Origin of the sequence: Streptosporangium becharense, from assembly GCF_014204985.1 — a bacterium.
In the GTDB taxonomy this organism is placed as follows: Bacteria; Actinomycetota; Actinomycetes; order Streptosporangiales; family Streptosporangiaceae; genus Streptosporangium; species Streptosporangium becharense.
On sequence record NZ_JACHMP010000001.1, the window covers coordinates 4,406,894 to 4,421,433 of the forward strand.

Below are 14,540 nucleotides of genomic sequence, written 5' to 3' on the forward strand. Positions count from 1 at the left end.
ACCCCGGAATCGACCGGCGGGTTCGGGCTCGCCTCCAGCTGCGGGGGAGACGAGCCCGGCACAGGCCCGATCCGTGAGACCCGGGGCCCGGCCCCATCGCTTTACCGAGTTCGCCCCCGTAACCCGGTCGAGCGGTGGGGCCAATCGCGTCTAGGGGGCCTTTCGCCGGGCAGGACCCCCGTATGGGTGACAACGGTCTGCTCGGGACGCTGCGGGAGTTGCGGCGTCTCCTCGACCGTGACCTGTTCCCCCTCGTCGTCGGCGACACCGCGGCCGACCGCGGAGCGCTGCGCGAGCTGACCGGCCAGCTCGACGACTACCTCATCCCGCGCCTGGGGGCGATCGACGCCCCGCTGCTGGCCGTCGTCGGCGGTTCCACCGGCGCCGGGAAGTCCACCCTGGTCAACTCCCTGGTCGGTGCGGACGTCTGTGAGCCAGGTGTGCTGCGTCCCACCACACTGGCCCCCACCCTGGTCACCAGCCCCGCCGACCGCGAGTGGTTCCTCACCCGGCACGTCCTGCCGGGCCTGCCCCGCGTCACCGGAAGCGGCAGGGGCGAGCCGGGCACGCTCCGGATCGTCACCGTCCCGGGCCTGCCGCCCGGCCTGGCCCTGCTCGACGCCCCCGACATCGACTCGGTCGTCGCCGCCAACCGCGAACTGGCCGCGCAACTGCTCGCCGCCGCCGACTTGTGGCTGTTCACCACCACCGCCGCCCGCTACGCCGACGAGGTCCCCTGGAGCTTCCTGCGCTCGGCCAGGGAACGCAGCACGGCTCTGGCCGTCATCCTCTCCCGCGTCCCGCCGGAGGCCCTGGGGGTGGTGGACAAGGACCTGACCCGGCTGCTCACGGACAACGGGCTCGGCGGGACGCGCCTGTTCGAGGTGCCCGAGCTGGTGCTGCCGCAGGAGAACGCCCGGTTGCCGCGTCAGGCGGTCCAGCCGATCGTCGGCTGGCTCACCGCCATCGCCGCCGACGCGCGCTCCCGCGCCGAGGTGGTACGCCAGACCCTCTCCGGCGCGCTGGACAGCCTGGCCACCCGCGTTCCCGCGCTCGCCGCCGCCGTCGACCGCCAGTACACCGTGGCGGAGGAACTGCGCGCGATGGCGCGCTCCGCCTACGCCGCCGGGCTGACCTCCTTCGACGACGGCATGCTGGACGGGTCGCTGCTGCGCGGGGAGGTGCTGGCCCGCTGGCAGGACTTCATCGGCACCGGTGATCTGATGCGTTCTCTGGAGACCCGGGTCGGCCGGCTGCGGGACCGGCTCGTCGCGCTCTTCACCGGCCGTCCCGCACCCGAGAACGAGCTGCGGGTGGCGCTGGAGAGCGGAGTGGAGGCCCTGATCAGAGCCTCGGCCGACGGCGCGGCCGAGCGCCTGCTGGAGTCGTGGTCGTCGCACCCGGCCGGACGTGCGCTGCTCGAAGGGCAGGGCGTCGCCGCGGCGGGGCGTCTCGGCCGGGCCTCGGCCGACCTGCCCGCACGGGCGGAGACGGCGGTCCGCGAGTGGCAGGGGTACGTGCTCGACCTGGTCCGCAAGGAAGGCGCCGACAAGCGCACCACGGCCCGGCTCACCTCGTTCGGGGTCAACGGGGCGGGGCTGCTGCTGATGCTCGCGGTGTTCGCCTCGACCGGCGGCCTGACCGGGATCGAGGTGGGCATCGCCGGAGGCACCAGCGTGCTGAGCCAGAAGCTCCTGGAGGCCGTCTTCGGCGACCAGGCCGTGCGCACCCTCACCATCAAGGCCCGCTCCGACCTGCGCGCCAGGGTCGTGATCCTCCTCGGCCAGGAGGCCGCCCGCTTCACCGGCCTGATCGACGCCGTCCAGCCTCCCGAGGGCGTCGCCTCCGAGTTGCGCGCCACCGCCCGCGCCGTGCGCGACCACCTGCGTGAGGCGCCCGGCGGCGTCCCCCGGTTCGGGCTTCCCCCCGGCCCGGCACCCGGTTCCCGGGGGCTTGTCTCCGGCACCGGAGACGCGGCGGGCGTACGGGGTGAGGACGAGGGGACGCCTGTCACGCGTGACCGGGACGTCCGGCGACCGTCCGGCACCGGGCGTCCGGACGGCGGAGAGGCGGGTGGGGCGTGAAGCTGCTGCGGCGGGAGAAGACGGTCCCGCTGGACGACCGGCTGGCGGCGCTGGCGCGGGCCGCCGACCTGGCCGACGGGCGGCTGGACGCCGGCGCGGTCGCCGCGGCGCGGTCGGTGGTCGGGCGTGCGGGGACACGCCGCAGCCTCTCGGTCGACCACACCGCGGTCGCGCTGGCCGGGGCCACCGGCAGCGGCAAGTCCTCGCTGTTCAACCTGCTGTCCGGCACCTCGCTCGCCGCGGTCGGCGTCACTCGCCCGACCACCTCCACGGCCCAGGCCGCCCTCTGGGAGGGCACCGGGGCGGGCCCGCTGCTCGACTGGTTGCAGATCCCCCGCCGCCACGAGGTGCTCGGTTCGGCCGACCGCCCCGGTTCCGCCGCCCCCCTTGGTTCCGCCGATCGGCCGAGTTCTCCTGACCACCCCGGTTCTCCCGGCCGCCCCGGTTCTCCCACCTGGCCCGGTTCTCCCGGACCCGTGGAGACGCGGGCGCCGGACGGTGAGGCGGCCGGGCTGATCCTGCTCGACCTGCCCGACCACGACTCGATCGAGCCGTCACACCGGCTGGAGGTGGACCGGCTCGTCGAGCTGGTGGACCTGCTGGTGTGGGTGCTCGATCCGCAGAAGTACGCCGACGCGGCCGTCCACGACCGCTACCTGCGTCCGCTGGCCCGGCACCGGGACGTCATGGTCGTCGTCCTCAACCAGGTCGACCGGCTCTCCCCGGCCGCCGCGGAGCGGTGCCAGGCGGACCTGCGGCGGCTGCTCGACGAGGACGGCCTGGCCGGGGTGCCCGTGGTGGCGGTCTCGGCCCGTACCGGGCAGGGCGTTCCCGAGCTGCGCTCCCTGCTGACTTCCCGGGTCGCCGACCGGCGCTCCTGGGCGGCACGACTCGCCGCCGACGTCGGCACCGCCGCGGAGACCCTCCTCGACGCGTCCGCCACCACCGTCCCCGGCACCGGCGTGGCCCGGTCCACGGCGGTGGACGCGTCCGGGCCCGCCGGTGATCGTCCGCTTCCCGCACCGGTGGACGGGCTGGTGCGTCCGCTGGGGGACGCCCTCGCCGAGGCCGCGGGGGTTCCGGCGGTGGTGCGGGCCGTGGCCAGGGCACACGTGCACCGCTCGATCGCCGCGACCGGCTGGCCGCCCACCCGGTGGGTCCGCAGGCTCCGGCCCGACCCGTTGCGCCGCCTGCGTCTCGGGCTCTCGGCGGACTCCTCCGCCGGAGAGATCACCGGGCGGACGTCGCTTCCCGTCGCGACCGTCGTCCAGCGTTCCCAGATGGACACCGCGATCCGGGAGGCCGCCGAGGCGGCCTCGGCGGAGCTGCCCGCGCCGTGGGCGGCGGCCGTGCGGCGGGCGGCCCGGTCGCGCGGGGACGAACTGGAGGACGGCCTGGACCGGGCCGTGGCGACCACGTCGCTCGGGGAGTCCGGGCGGCCCCGGTGGTGGCGGCTGGCCGGGGCGGCGCAGTGGCTGGCGTTCGCGGTGACGCTCGCCGGGGCGTTCTGGCTGCTCGGCCTGCTCGTCGTCGACTACCTGCGGCTCCCGCAGCCGTACCTGCCGACCGTGGGCGAGGCACCCTGGCCGACGGTGCTGCTGGCCGGCGGCGTCCTGCTCGGCCTGGTGATCGCGTTGCTCTCGCGCGTCACCGCCCTGCTCGGCGCGCGGCGCCGTGCCCGCAGGGCGGCCAGAGCGCTCCGGACGGGCGTCGATCGGGTCACCCGGGAGTTCGTGCTGGACCCGGTCGCCGCGGAGTTGTCCCGGTACCGCGGCTTCACCGAGGCGGTCACGGTCGCCCGGGACGAGGGCCGGCCGTAGTGGCCGGTGAGGTCGCCGCCCCGGATCGGCGTGCCACGGTGCCGGGGAAGCGGCCCTGCCCTACCGTCATCGGTTGTCCCCAACGGTGTTCCCCTGAGGATTTCCCAGGGGTTTTCCCGAGACCGCACGCGTGTTCCCAACCCGCACGCGTGTTCCCACGACGAAAGGTGAACGATGTCCACGGAGACTTTCACGGAGAACGTGCTCTCGGGCGACGGCACGGCCATCGCGGTCGAGCGGTCGGGAGAAGGACGCCCGGTCGTCCTGGTGGGCGGGGCGTTGAGTGACCGCTCGGCGAGCACCCCGTTAGCCGCCCACCTGGCGCGGCACTTCTCGGTGCTCAACTACGACCGCCGCGGCCGGGGCGAGAGCGACGACACGGCGCCGTACGCCGTCGAGCGGGAGATCGAGGACCTCCAGGCCGTCATCGCCGCGGCCGGTGGGGAGGCGTGCGTGGTCGGCCTGTCCTCCGGTGCGGTCCTCGCCCTGGAGGCGGCCGCCGAAGGTCTCGCGATCACCAGGCTGGCGCTCTACGAACCGCCCTTCTACGCCGACGAGGAGAGCGCACGCAAGGCGGCCCGGGAGTACGTGACGGAGCTCGGCGAGCTGCTGTCGGCGGGCCGGCGCGGCGACGCGGTCGCGCTGCTCCTCGGGGAGGCGGGCACTGCGGAGGAGGAGATCGGCAAGATGCGGAACGCGCCGATGTGGCAGGGGATGGAGGCCCTGGCGCACACGCTGGCCTACGACTCCGCCGTCATGGGCCGCGACGGCAGGGACGGCGTGTTCTCCCGCGAGCGGGTGGCCGCCGTGGCGACGCCCACGCTCGTCCTGTCCGGCGGGCAGAGCCCCGAGTGGCTGGGCGACATGGCCCGCCAGGTCGCGGAGGCCATGCCTGGCGGACGGCACCGTTCCCTGGAGGGGCAGACGCACAACGCCGACCCCGAAGCCCTCGCCCCCGTGCTGCGCGAGTTCTTCACCGGCTGACACGGGACGGGCGGACCGTTCCCTCCCGGTAGGCGAGATGTGGTGGTGGCCGCCGTGGACATCGTGGACACCGTCGGATCACGGCTGAATGTGATCCATGTCACAGTCCGAACGGATGAGAACCCGCGGCGGTCCCGGCGGCTACTCACCGGGTGATCCCGAAAGCAAGGGATCGGCACAGCTGCCCGACCACACGATCTCGTAAGGGGAACACCATGAACAGGAAGATGGCCGCGACGGCCCTCGGCGTGGGCCTGACGGCCGGTCTGCTCGGCCTGGGCGCCACCGGCGCGTCCGCCGCCGAGACGGCCGCCCCGGCGGGTGAGACCGCCGGGGTGGCCGCGCCGAAGCCGCCGAAGGGTGCCCGGGCGGTCGTCCGCGTCAGCCCCAACCCCACCGCCAAGCGGGGCGAGGAGGTGACGATCACCGGGCACTGCGGCGGCGGCAAGGGGCTCAAGAACGTGGTCGGCGGATTCGGCAACGTGACGCTCCTGGAGAACGTCAAGATCGTCAAGGACGACCCGAAGGGCTTCGTGGCGAAGGCGACCCTCTCCGAGAAGATCGGCAACGGCGTCGGCCCCGTCTTCGTCGACTGCGGCGGCGAGGCGGGGGTGACCCTCCTGGTCACCAACGTCACCGGGTCCCCCGGCAAGACCGGTCCCGGCAACTGAGCCCGCTGTCCTTCGGGCTCCGGCGGATCACGAGGTGATCCACCGGTGACCCTCGTGACGGCGGGACGCCTCAAGACGCACCGGGGAAAGAGGCGGGGTGTCCACGTCGGGGGCGTGGACACCCCGTTCCCGGCCGCGGAGGGGGACGACGCTCACTGCCGCCGCCTCAGGAAATGGTGGGCGGTGAGCACGGCGACGCAGGCGACGGCGACGATTCCGGCGCCCGTGCCCAGCAGTCTGTTCCCGCCGTCGGTGTTGTTGCCGATGACGTTGATCGTGGCACTCATGATGAGGGTGAACCACAGCAGGGCACGAGGCGCAATGTCACCGCCACGCCTCGCCGAGACAGGCGGGACAACCGAGACAGACGAGGTGGACGAGACAGGCGAGGCGAGCCGCCGGCCGGGATCGGGACGATAGGGGTCGCGGCGGTGGGAATCGTTCATGCTGATCACCCTAGGAACCCGATCCGCCTGCGGGAATACTGCCAGCCGCCCAGAGGGTGGTAGTGCGGGCCGGAAGATCCCGCGCTCCGGGCGGCGCGGCCCGCGGGGGCGGGACGTCATATGTGGACGGTCCTACGATTAGCAGCCGTTGATCCGTATATTGCGGGATTCTGGGTAACCTGACGTCAAGCGCGGGAGGGGGGTCTCGTGGGGTCTGACGTCGCGGACCGTCTGGTGGACGCGATCAACGCCCATGACCTGGACGCGGTCGTGCGATGCTACACGCCCCGGGCGGTCGGGGTCGGTCCGGAGCTCCAGGTGGAGGACCCGGAGCAGATCGCCTCGTACTACGAGCACGCCTGGCAGGGCTTCCCCGACCTGCGCCTGGACATCCTGGAGAAGGTCGAGGCGGGCGACGTCGTGGTGCTCCAGGGCGTGGTCACCGGCACCCACACCGGGCCCTACCTGATCTCGGGGGGTGAGACGTTGGAGGGCACCGGCCGTCGCGTCAACGTGCGGTGCTGTCTGATCCTCACCCTGGAGGGTGACCTCATCTCCAGCCACGCCGTCTACTACGACCAGCTGGAGTCCTACACCCAGCTGGGCGTCCGGCTGCTCTCCCCGGCCGGGCCGCTCGGCTAGTGCCGTTCCCGGCCTTCGCCGGGTCATGTCGGTCCGCCGGGACCACCGGCCGTGGTCTCCCGTCGGTCGTGGCCGGCGACTCCCGCGTGGTCACCGGCCGCCCGGTCGTGGTTCCGGCGCGGAAGGCGGGGGTAGGTGGCATGCTGGGAGGCCGTCGATCACAAGGAGATCTGTGATGCCCCACCCCCTCGGCGAGCAGCCCGCGTTCCGGCGCACTCCTCTCGACGCGGATGAGAGGGGACGGGCCGAGGCGAACTTCTCCGCTCTCGTCGCCCAGCACCTCCTCGACAGCGGACGGTTCAGGGTGAACGCCGACACGCCGGAGATGGTGGAGCTGTTCCAGGCGGTCGCCCGCCGGGTGGGCGAGACGCTCCGGCGGCCCGTGGTCAGCTACGCCAACGGCAGGTACATCGTGATCACCTTCGGCGAGGAGGGGGCACCGGCATCACCGGTCGAGGCTGCCGCACGGCACGGGAGCGACCGCCGGGCACCGTCCCGGTAGCCGGCCTTTCCCATATCCCCGTGGCCGGACACTCCCGGGTCGGCGTCCGGCTTCTCCCAGGTCGGCGTCCGGCCTCGGACGAATCCGGTGAACCTCCGCGGCTTCTCCGCGCGGCGCTCCGGTGCTCCGCTCAGCGCTCCGGCCATGGGCCGTGGAAGGTCGCGCCGGTCACCCGGCGCAGCGCGGCGGCGGTGTCCTGGAGCGTGTCCAGCAGCGGGACGAGGAGGGGGTGCCGTTCCGCGCCGCGCCGTACCGCGGCGAAGACGCGGCGTTCGGGACCGGGAACCGGGCGGACCACCACACCGGACAGGTCGGTGCCCCGCAACGCCAGGCGGGGAACCATGGCCACCCCCGCTCCCGCCGCGGCCAGCGCGACCACCGCGCTGAAGTCGTCGGAGGAATGCGCGAAATCCGGGGCGAATCCCGCGTGCTCACAGGCCAGGGTGATGACGTCGTGGCAGGGATTGCCCGGGTAGGGGCCGATCCACCTCTCCCCGCACAGGTCCGCGACCGCCACCTCGTCCCCGGAGAGCGGATGGTCGAGGGGGAGCACCACGTCGAACGGCTCGGCGTAGAGCGGGAAGCGGGTCAGACGCCGGTCGTCCTCGGCGGGGGCCCCGCGGTACTCCACGGCGACGGCCACGTCCACCACGCCGTCGAGGACCATGGTGAGACTCTGGTCGCCCTCGGCGTCCCGGACCCGGACCCGGATCCCCGGTTCCTTCCCGGCGAGCGTCGCCATCGCGGGCGCCACGACCAGGCCGATGGCGGTGGCGAAGGAGGCCGCCTTCACCTCGCCCGCGGTGCCCGCCGTGTAGGCGGCGATGTCGGCCCCGGCCCGTTCCAGCTGGGCGAGCACCTCGTTGGCGTGGCCGAGCAGGATGCGGCCGACCGCGGTCAGCCGCACGCCCCGGCCGTCACGCTCCAGCAGCCGGTGGCCCACCTCGTGCTCCAGGGCGATGAGCTGCTGGGAGACCGCGGAGGGGGTCAGGTGCAGCGCCGCGGCGGCGGCGGTGACCGTCCCGTGGTCGGCCACCGCCCGCAGGGTCCGCAGCCGCCGGGTGTCGATCACCATGCCATTGTCGCGGAGGCGGCCCGGTGCTCCGGCGGTGGGCCGCCTCCGGCCGGGCGTCTCAAGACCATCCCCGGCCGGGAGCCCCGCGGCGTCACCCCCGCGCGGCGGCGAAGGCGTCCACCGCCCGGTCGACGTCCTCGGTCGAGTGGGCCGCCGACAGCTGGACGCGGATGCGGGCCTGACCGTGCGGGACGACCGGGTAGGAGAAGCCGATCACGTAGATCCCCTGCTCCAGCAGGCGTTCGGCCATCGCCGCTGCCTCGGCGGCGTCGCCGATCATCACCGGGACGATGGGGTGGTCACCGGGCAGGAGGTCGAACCCGGCCTCGGTCATCCTGGTCCGGAACCGCTCGGTGTTGGCGCGCAGCCGCTCACGGGCCTCACCGGAGCCGCTGATCAGGTCGAGGACCCGCAGCGACGCGGCGGCGATCACCGGCGCGAGCGAGTTGGAGAACAGGTAGGGCCGGGAGCGCTGGCGCAGCAGTTCGCAGATCTCCTTGCGCGCCGCGACGTAGCCGCCGCTGGCGCCGCCGAGCGCCTTTCCGAGGGTGCCGGTGAGGATGTCGACGCGGTCGCGCACGCCGTGCAGCTCGGGGGTGCCTCCGCCGTGCTCGCCGACGAATCCGACGGCATGTGAGTCGTCCACCATGACCATGGCCCCGTACCGCTCGGCGAGGTCGCAGATCTCGCTCAGCGGCGCCACGTAGCCGTCCATGGAGAAGACGCCGTCGGTGACGATCAGCTTGCGCCGGGCGTCGGCGGCCTCCTTCAGCCGCGCCTCCAGTTCGGCCAGGTCACGGTTGGCGTAGCGCAGGCGGCGCGCCTTGGACAGGCGGATGCCGTCGATGACACTGGCATGGTTGAGCGCGTCGGAGATGACCGCGTCGCGCTCGTCGAGCAGCGTCTCGAACACGCCGCCGTTGGCGTCGAAGCAGGAGCTGTACAGGACGGTGTCCTCCTGGCCGAGGAAGTCCGACAGCCGCGCCTCCAGCTCCTTGTGCACCTGCTGGGTGCCGCAGATGAAGCGGACGGACGCCATGCCGAACCCCCAGCGGTCCAGCGCCTCCTTGGCGGCGGCGACCACCTCGGGGTGGTCGGCGAGGCCCAGGTAGTTGTTGGCGCAGAAGTTGAGCACCTCACCGCCGTCGGCGACGCGGACACCGGCCCGTTGCGGGGTGGTGAGGACCCGCTCGGGCTTGAGCAGCCCGGCGGCGGCGATCTCGTCGAGGGTGGCGCGCAGGTCGTCGCGGACGTTGTCGAACATCAGGCGGTCCAATCCAGGATGATCTTGCCGGTCTTGCCGCTCGCGGCGGTGTCGAAGGCCGCGTCGAAGTCGCGGTAGGAGAAGCGGTCGGTGATCACAGGGGAGAGGTCGAGGCCCTTCTCCAGCAGTACGGACATGGCGTACCACGTCTCGTACATCTCCCGGCCGTAGATGCCCTTGACGGTGATCATGGAAGTCACGATCGTCGCGAAGTCGACGGCGAACTCCTCGGCGGGCAACCCCAGCATGGCGATCTTCCCCCCGTGCGCCATGTTGGCGATCATCTCGCGGAGCGCCCGAGGGTTCCCCGACATCTCCAGGCCCACGTCGAAGCCCTCGCGCATGCCCAGCAGCCGCATGCCCTCGGAGACGGGCGTCTCGGCGACGTTCAGCGCCAGGGCGACACCGAGCTTGCGGGCCAGCTCCAGCCGCTCGGGGCTGACGTCGGTGACGACCACGTTGCGGGCGCCCACGTGCGTGGCCATGGCGGCGGCCATCAGCCCGATCGGCCCGGCGCCGGTGATCAGCACGTCCTCGCCGACCATCGGGAAGGTCAGCGCGGTGTGCACGGCGTTGCCGAACGGGTCGAAGATCGCCGCGACGTCGAGCTCCACCGGCACCCGGTGGACCCAGACGTTGGAGGCCGGGAGTGTCAGGTACTCGGCGAAGGCGCCGTCGCGGTTGACCCCCAGCCCGACCGTGTCGCGGCACAGGTGCCGGCGGCCGGCCATGCAGTTGCGGCACTTGCCACAGACCAGGTGCCCCTCCCCGCTGACCAGGTCGCCGGGCGTGATGTCCTCCACCCCCGGCGCCACCTCGACGACCTCGCCGCAGAACTCGTGCCCGATGACGAGCGGGACCCGCAGGGTCTGCCGTGCCCAGGCGTCGAAGTTACGGATGTGCAGGTCGGTTCCGCAGATCCCGGTGCGGAGCACCCTGATCAGCACCTCGCCGGGGCCGAGGACCGGCTCCGGCACGTCCGCCAACCACAGGCCCGGCTCGGCCTTCTCCTTGACCAGCGCTTTCATCGCAGATCCCCCCTCAGCTCCGACCCTACGCACTGTGCCCGGCGAAGCTCGGGGGTGTCCATCGCGGTTTTCTTAAACCCGCCCACAGACTTGCTTCACGCTCCGGGCCCGCGGGCCGCCGCACGCCGGAAGGCGTTCCCCGGTCCGGGGGACGCCTGACCGGGCCCGGTCGCGTTCGGAAGGTTCGGAAGGTTCGGAAGGTTCGGAAGGTTCAGAAGGTGACGTCGCGGTGTTCCTGCTTCGGCCGCTGCTCCTCCCGCAGGTCGGCCAGGCCGTCCGCGGGGGCGAGGACGGGTGCCGGGGCGGCGATCTGGCGGGGGCCGGTGTCGGTCTCCGCGGCCTCGGCGACCGCCGCGGCGGCGGCCCGCTCGGCGGCCCTGCGGTCGGCCGCCTCCCCGGCCGCGGCCTCACCGGACCGGGAGTCCTCGCGCGCGGCCGACGACCTGGGCAGGGACTCGGTGAACGCCTTGGAGACACCCTGGAGGGCGGAGGTGACCTCGCTGGGGATCACCCAGAACGTGTTGCCGTCGCCCTTGGCCAGCTCGGGCAGGACCTGCAGATACTGGTAGGCCAGCAACTTGGGGTCGGGGTCGTTGCGGTGGACCGCCTGGAAGACCTCGTCGATGGCCCGCGACTGACCCTCCGCCTTGAGGATCGCGGCGCTCCGCTCACCCTCGGCGCGCAGGATCGCGCTCTGCTTGTCACCCTCGGCGGTGAGGATCTGCGACTGCCGCTGACCTTCGGCGTTGAGGATCGCGGCGCGCTTGTCCCGCTCGGCGCGCATCTGCTTCTCCATCGCCTCCTTGATGGTCTTGGGCGGGTCGATCGCCTTGATCTCCACCCGGTTGACCCGGATGCCCCACTTGCCGGTCGCCTCGTCCAGCACCCCGCGCAGCTGGCTGTTGATGGTGTCACGCGAGGTCAGCGTCATCTCCAGGTCCAGCGAGCCGACGACGTTGCGCAGCGTGGTGACGGTGAGCTGCTCCACCGCCTGGATGTAGTTGGCGATCTCGTACGCCGCCGCGCGGGGGTCGGTGACCTGGAAGTACAGCACGGTGTCGATCTCGACGACCAGGTTGTCCTCGGTGATCACCGGCTGGGGGCGGAAGGAGACCACCTGCTCGCGCAGGTCGATCATCGGGTAGACCCGGTCGATGTACGGGATCACGAAGTTCAGGCCGGGCTTCAGCGTGGTGTGGTAGCGGCCGAGCCGTTCCACGTTGCGGGCCCGCGCCTGGGGGACGATGCGCACCGAACGCAGCACGGTGAACACGGCGAACAGGGCGATGAGGAATCCCACGACGAGCAGAGGATCCATGGCGGTCACTCCCGGGGGTACACGAGGGCGGTCGCACCCTCGATCTCGATGACGTCGACGACCGCCCCGGCGGGTATCACCAATGTCTCGTCGTACGCCCTGGCGGACCATTCCTCCCCGCCGATTCGCACCCGGCCGTCCCGGCCGGTCACCTCACGGAGGACGTAGGCGGACTTGCCGACGAGAGCCTGGATTCCGAAACGCCGGTCCGGGGGCGGTTGCCGCAGATGGCGCTTGGCGACGGGCCGGACCACGAGCAGTCCCGCGACCAGCGCGCCGGTGAAGACGATCATCTGGAGCGGGACCGGAAGGCCGATGACCGCGGCCAGGGCGGCGAAGAGGGCGGCCCCTCCGAACAGGCCGAGCACCGTGGTCAGGGTGAAGATTTCGGCGACCCCCAGGGTCACCGCCACGATCAACCAGATGACCCAGTCGTCCATGCTCCAGCCCTCCTCAGTAGAGAACGGATCGAGCGTTCGGGAGGTTCCCCTTTTAGTATGTCGTTTGCCGCAAGCCCGCGATTCTCCACTTTAGTAGGTCATTTTCTACACGGAAAAGGTTCTCCCTTTACCGGATTTCCTTCGCGCGGACCGAAAGAGAGCCGGAAGGCGGCGGCGCGCGTCCGCCGCCGCGCCTCACCTCGCGGGTTCGATCCGCCCCGTCACCTCGCCCAGACTGATCACACCTCCGTCCGGACCGGGAGCGGTCGCGGTGATCGTGACGACGTCACCGTCCTCCAGGAAGGCCCGGGTCGAGCCGTCGGACAGCTTGAGCGGCTCACCACCGTTCCAGGTCAGTTCGATCAGCGATCCCCGCTCGCCCGGCTCCGCGCCGGAGACGGTGCCGCTGGCGTAGAGGTCGCCGGTGCGGAGCCGGGCGCCGTTGACGGTCATGTGGGCGAGCATCTGGTCGGGCGTCCAGTACATGTCCCGGTACGGGGGCCGCGAGACGACCTCACCGTTCACCGCGACCTCCATACGGATGTCGAGCCCCCACGGCTCCTCCCGGCGCAGGTAGCCGAGCGGTTCCGGATCCTGTCGGCGGCCTTCGACACGCGCCGCCGACAGGGCGTCGAGCGGGGTGATCCACGGTGACACCGAGGTCGCGAACGACTTGCCGAGGAACGGGCCCAGCGGGACGTACTCCCAGGCCTGGATGTCGCGGGCGCTCCAGTCGTTGACCAGGGTCACGCCGAACACGTGGTCCTCGAACCGGCCGGCCCGCTCGCCCAGCGCGGTCGGCGTGCCGACGACGAAGCCCAGTTCCGCCTCGATGTCCAGCTTGGCCGAGGGGCCGAACACCCCGGCGCCGCGCTGGCCGGACGGCCGGGTGACCGGGGTGCCGGACACGACGACGGTCCCGGCCCGGCCGTGGTAGCCGACCGGCAGGTGCCGCCAGTTGGGCTTGAGCGGCTCCTCGTCGGGCCGGAACATGCGTCCCAGGTTGGAGGCGTGCTCCAGCGAGCAGTAGAAGTCGACGTAGTCACCCACCTCGATCGGCAGGTGCAGTCTGACCTGGTCGAGCGGGATGAGATGCGGCTCGACCGCCGCCGGGTCGGTGCTCAGCTTGTTGCGCAGCAGGGCCCGGGTGTCCCGCCACGCGGCCGGCCCCCTGGACAGGAAGGCGTTGAGCGACCCGGTGGCGAACACCTCGTCGTGCAGGGCCCCGGTGAGGTCGACCACGTGGTCGCCGTACCGCACGCCGACGCGGGGCGTCTCGCCCTCGCGCCGGGAGAAGACCCCGTAGGGCAGGTTGTCCAGGCCCCAGGCCATCACACGTTCTCCGTTCCGGTCGATTGTCCGATCAGGCCGAGGGCCAGCAGGTCCTCGACCGGGGTGCTCGTGCTGCACGAACCATACGAGACCAGCAGTTCCCTGGCGCGTCCGGCGGTGTCGTCCGGCACGGCGTGCGCCAGCCGGACCAGTTCGCCGACGTCGGTCAGCTTGAGGACCGGGACGGGGTCACGCCCCTCGACGGCCGCGCAGACCGCGAGGACCAGGTTGAGGAAGCCGTGGCGGTCGACGCCCAGCGACGGGTCGAAGTGGCGGACCGCGTTGTGCAGCCCCGCGGTCGCCTTGAACGGGACACCGTGCCCGGCGCAGTACGAGATGGCGGAGCCCAGGTCCTCCGCGGAGGGGAAGGCGTCCGCGGTCAGCCCGCCGCAGCGGAACTTCAGGCCGGACCCCGCGGCGCCGGGGGACAGGGACGCCACCTCCCCCGGCGGCACCTCCACGAACAGCCGTGCCCCGTCGGGCAGCCCGTCGGCCAGCCGGGCGGACACCTCGGCGGGCGTCTCACCGGGAGCCCGCCGTGTCTCCACCAGTTCGACCGCGAGACCGTCCAGCGGTGGGACCTGCGGGGTGTCGAGGATCAGGCCGAGCCGGATCGGGAACGTCAGCCGCTCGTGGAGCTCCGCCAGGCGCCCGGCCGGGCAGAGGAACCGATGGGTGAGCACCGGTTCCCCGGCGGCCAGGTCGCCGCGGTGCCGCGCCAGTGCCTCCGCCATGGGCAGCGCGGTCGGCGGGAACAGTCCCGCGTCGTCCACCAGTCCCCGGAAGAGCGCCTCCGCGACCGGACCCGTGCCCGCTTCCCCGGCCATGTCCGTTCCGGTGCTCACACCCGTGTCCCCGTCCGCGTCCATGTTCATGCCCGTGCTCATGCCCGTCCTGCGCTCGTGTCCACGTTCCTGTCCGTGTCCCCGCCCGT

14 protein-coding genes are annotated in these 14,540 nt (G+C 72.5%); 6 read left to right on the forward strand and 8 right to left on the reverse strand.

The window, feature by feature from the left end:
• Nucleotides 1–182 precede the first annotated feature (182 nt).
• The 4 genes from F4562_RS19515 (at nt 183) to F4562_RS19530 (ending at nt 5,559) form a co-directional block, all read left to right on the forward strand.
• Nucleotides 183–2,084 (forward strand): P-loop NTPase family protein, encoded by a 1,902-nt coding sequence (locus tag F4562_RS19515; RefSeq protein WP_246473486.1) that lies wholly within the window; start codon nt 183–185, stop codon nt 2,082–2,084.
• Nucleotides 2,081–3,904: a GTPase family protein gene (locus F4562_RS19520; RefSeq protein ID WP_184547257.1), complete on the forward strand. Its 1,824-nt coding sequence runs from the start codon at nt 2,081–2,083 to the stop codon at nt 3,902–3,904. Before F4562_RS19515 ends, F4562_RS19520 begins: the two co-directional genes overlap by 4 nt.
• Nucleotides 3,905–4,078: 174 nt before the next feature.
• Nucleotides 4,079–4,888, forward strand: a complete 810-nt coding sequence (locus F4562_RS19525) for an alpha/beta fold hydrolase (RefSeq protein WP_184547254.1) — start codon at nt 4,079–4,081, stop codon at nt 4,886–4,888.
• A gap of 215 nt (nt 4,889–5,103) precedes the next feature.
• Entirely contained in the window at nt 5,104–5,559 is a 456-nt protein-coding gene (locus tag F4562_RS19530) for a hypothetical protein (RefSeq protein ID WP_184547252.1), read from the forward strand.
• Nucleotides 5,560–5,711: 152 nt separating this feature from the next.
• Here the strand turns inward: F4562_RS19530 and F4562_RS35890 are convergent, their stop codons facing one another.
• On the reverse strand, nt 5,712–5,846 hold the full coding sequence (locus F4562_RS35890) for a hypothetical protein (RefSeq protein WP_260316350.1): 135 nt from the start codon (nt 5,844–5,846) through the stop codon (nt 5,712–5,714).
• A 366-nt stretch (nt 5,847–6,212) separates the two neighbouring features.
• On the opposite strand from F4562_RS35890, the gene F4562_RS19535 reads away from it, so the two are divergent.
• Nucleotides 6,213–6,647 carry an ester cyclase gene (locus tag F4562_RS19535; RefSeq protein WP_184547250.1) on the forward strand — a complete coding sequence of 145 codons (435 nt, stop codon included), beginning with the start codon at nt 6,213–6,215 and terminating at the stop codon, nt 6,645–6,647.
• Between the two features lie 175 nt (nt 6,648–6,822).
• Nucleotides 6,823–7,149: a hypothetical protein gene (locus tag F4562_RS19540; RefSeq protein WP_184547248.1), complete on the forward strand. Its 327-nt coding sequence runs from the start codon at nt 6,823–6,825 to the stop codon at nt 7,147–7,149.
• Nucleotides 7,150–7,279: 130 nt separating this feature from the next.
• Here the strand turns inward: F4562_RS19540 and F4562_RS19545 are convergent, their stop codons facing one another.
• The 7 genes from F4562_RS19545 to F4562_RS19575 form a co-directional block, all read right to left on the reverse strand.
• Entirely contained in the window at nt 7,280–8,224 is a 945-nt protein-coding gene (locus tag F4562_RS19545; RefSeq protein ID WP_221207800.1) for a LysR family transcriptional regulator, read from the reverse strand.
• Between the two features lie 91 nt (nt 8,225–8,315).
• Entirely contained in the window at nt 8,316–9,488 is a 1,173-nt protein-coding gene (locus tag F4562_RS19550) for a glycine C-acetyltransferase (RefSeq protein WP_184547374.1), read from the reverse strand.
• Complete coding sequence (tdh, locus tag F4562_RS19555) at nt 9,488–10,516, reverse strand: L-threonine 3-dehydrogenase (RefSeq protein WP_184547246.1); 1,029 nt, start codon at nt 10,514–10,516, stop codon at nt 9,488–9,490. The genes F4562_RS19550 and tdh overlap by 1 nt, the downstream gene beginning before the upstream one ends.
• 211 nt (nt 10,517–10,727) lie before the next feature.
• Nucleotides 10,728–11,834, reverse strand: coding sequence for an SPFH domain-containing protein (locus F4562_RS19560; RefSeq protein ID WP_184547244.1), 1,107 nt, complete (start codon nt 11,832–11,834; stop codon nt 10,728–10,730).
• A 5-nt stretch (nt 11,835–11,839) separates the two neighbouring features.
• Nucleotides 11,840–12,274, reverse strand: coding sequence for an NfeD family protein (locus F4562_RS19565; RefSeq protein ID WP_184547242.1), 435 nt, complete (start codon nt 12,272–12,274; stop codon nt 11,840–11,842).
• A gap of 195 nt (nt 12,275–12,469) precedes the next feature.
• Complete coding sequence (gene fahA, locus F4562_RS19570; protein WP_184547240.1) at nt 12,470–13,606, reverse strand: fumarylacetoacetase; 1,137 nt, start codon at nt 13,604–13,606, stop codon at nt 12,470–12,472.
• Entirely contained in the window at nt 13,606–14,493 is an 888-nt protein-coding gene (locus F4562_RS19575; protein WP_246473487.1) for a hypothetical protein, read from the reverse strand. Before F4562_RS19575 ends, fahA begins: the two co-directional genes overlap by 1 nt.
• Nucleotides 14,494–14,540 lie beyond the last annotated feature (47 nt).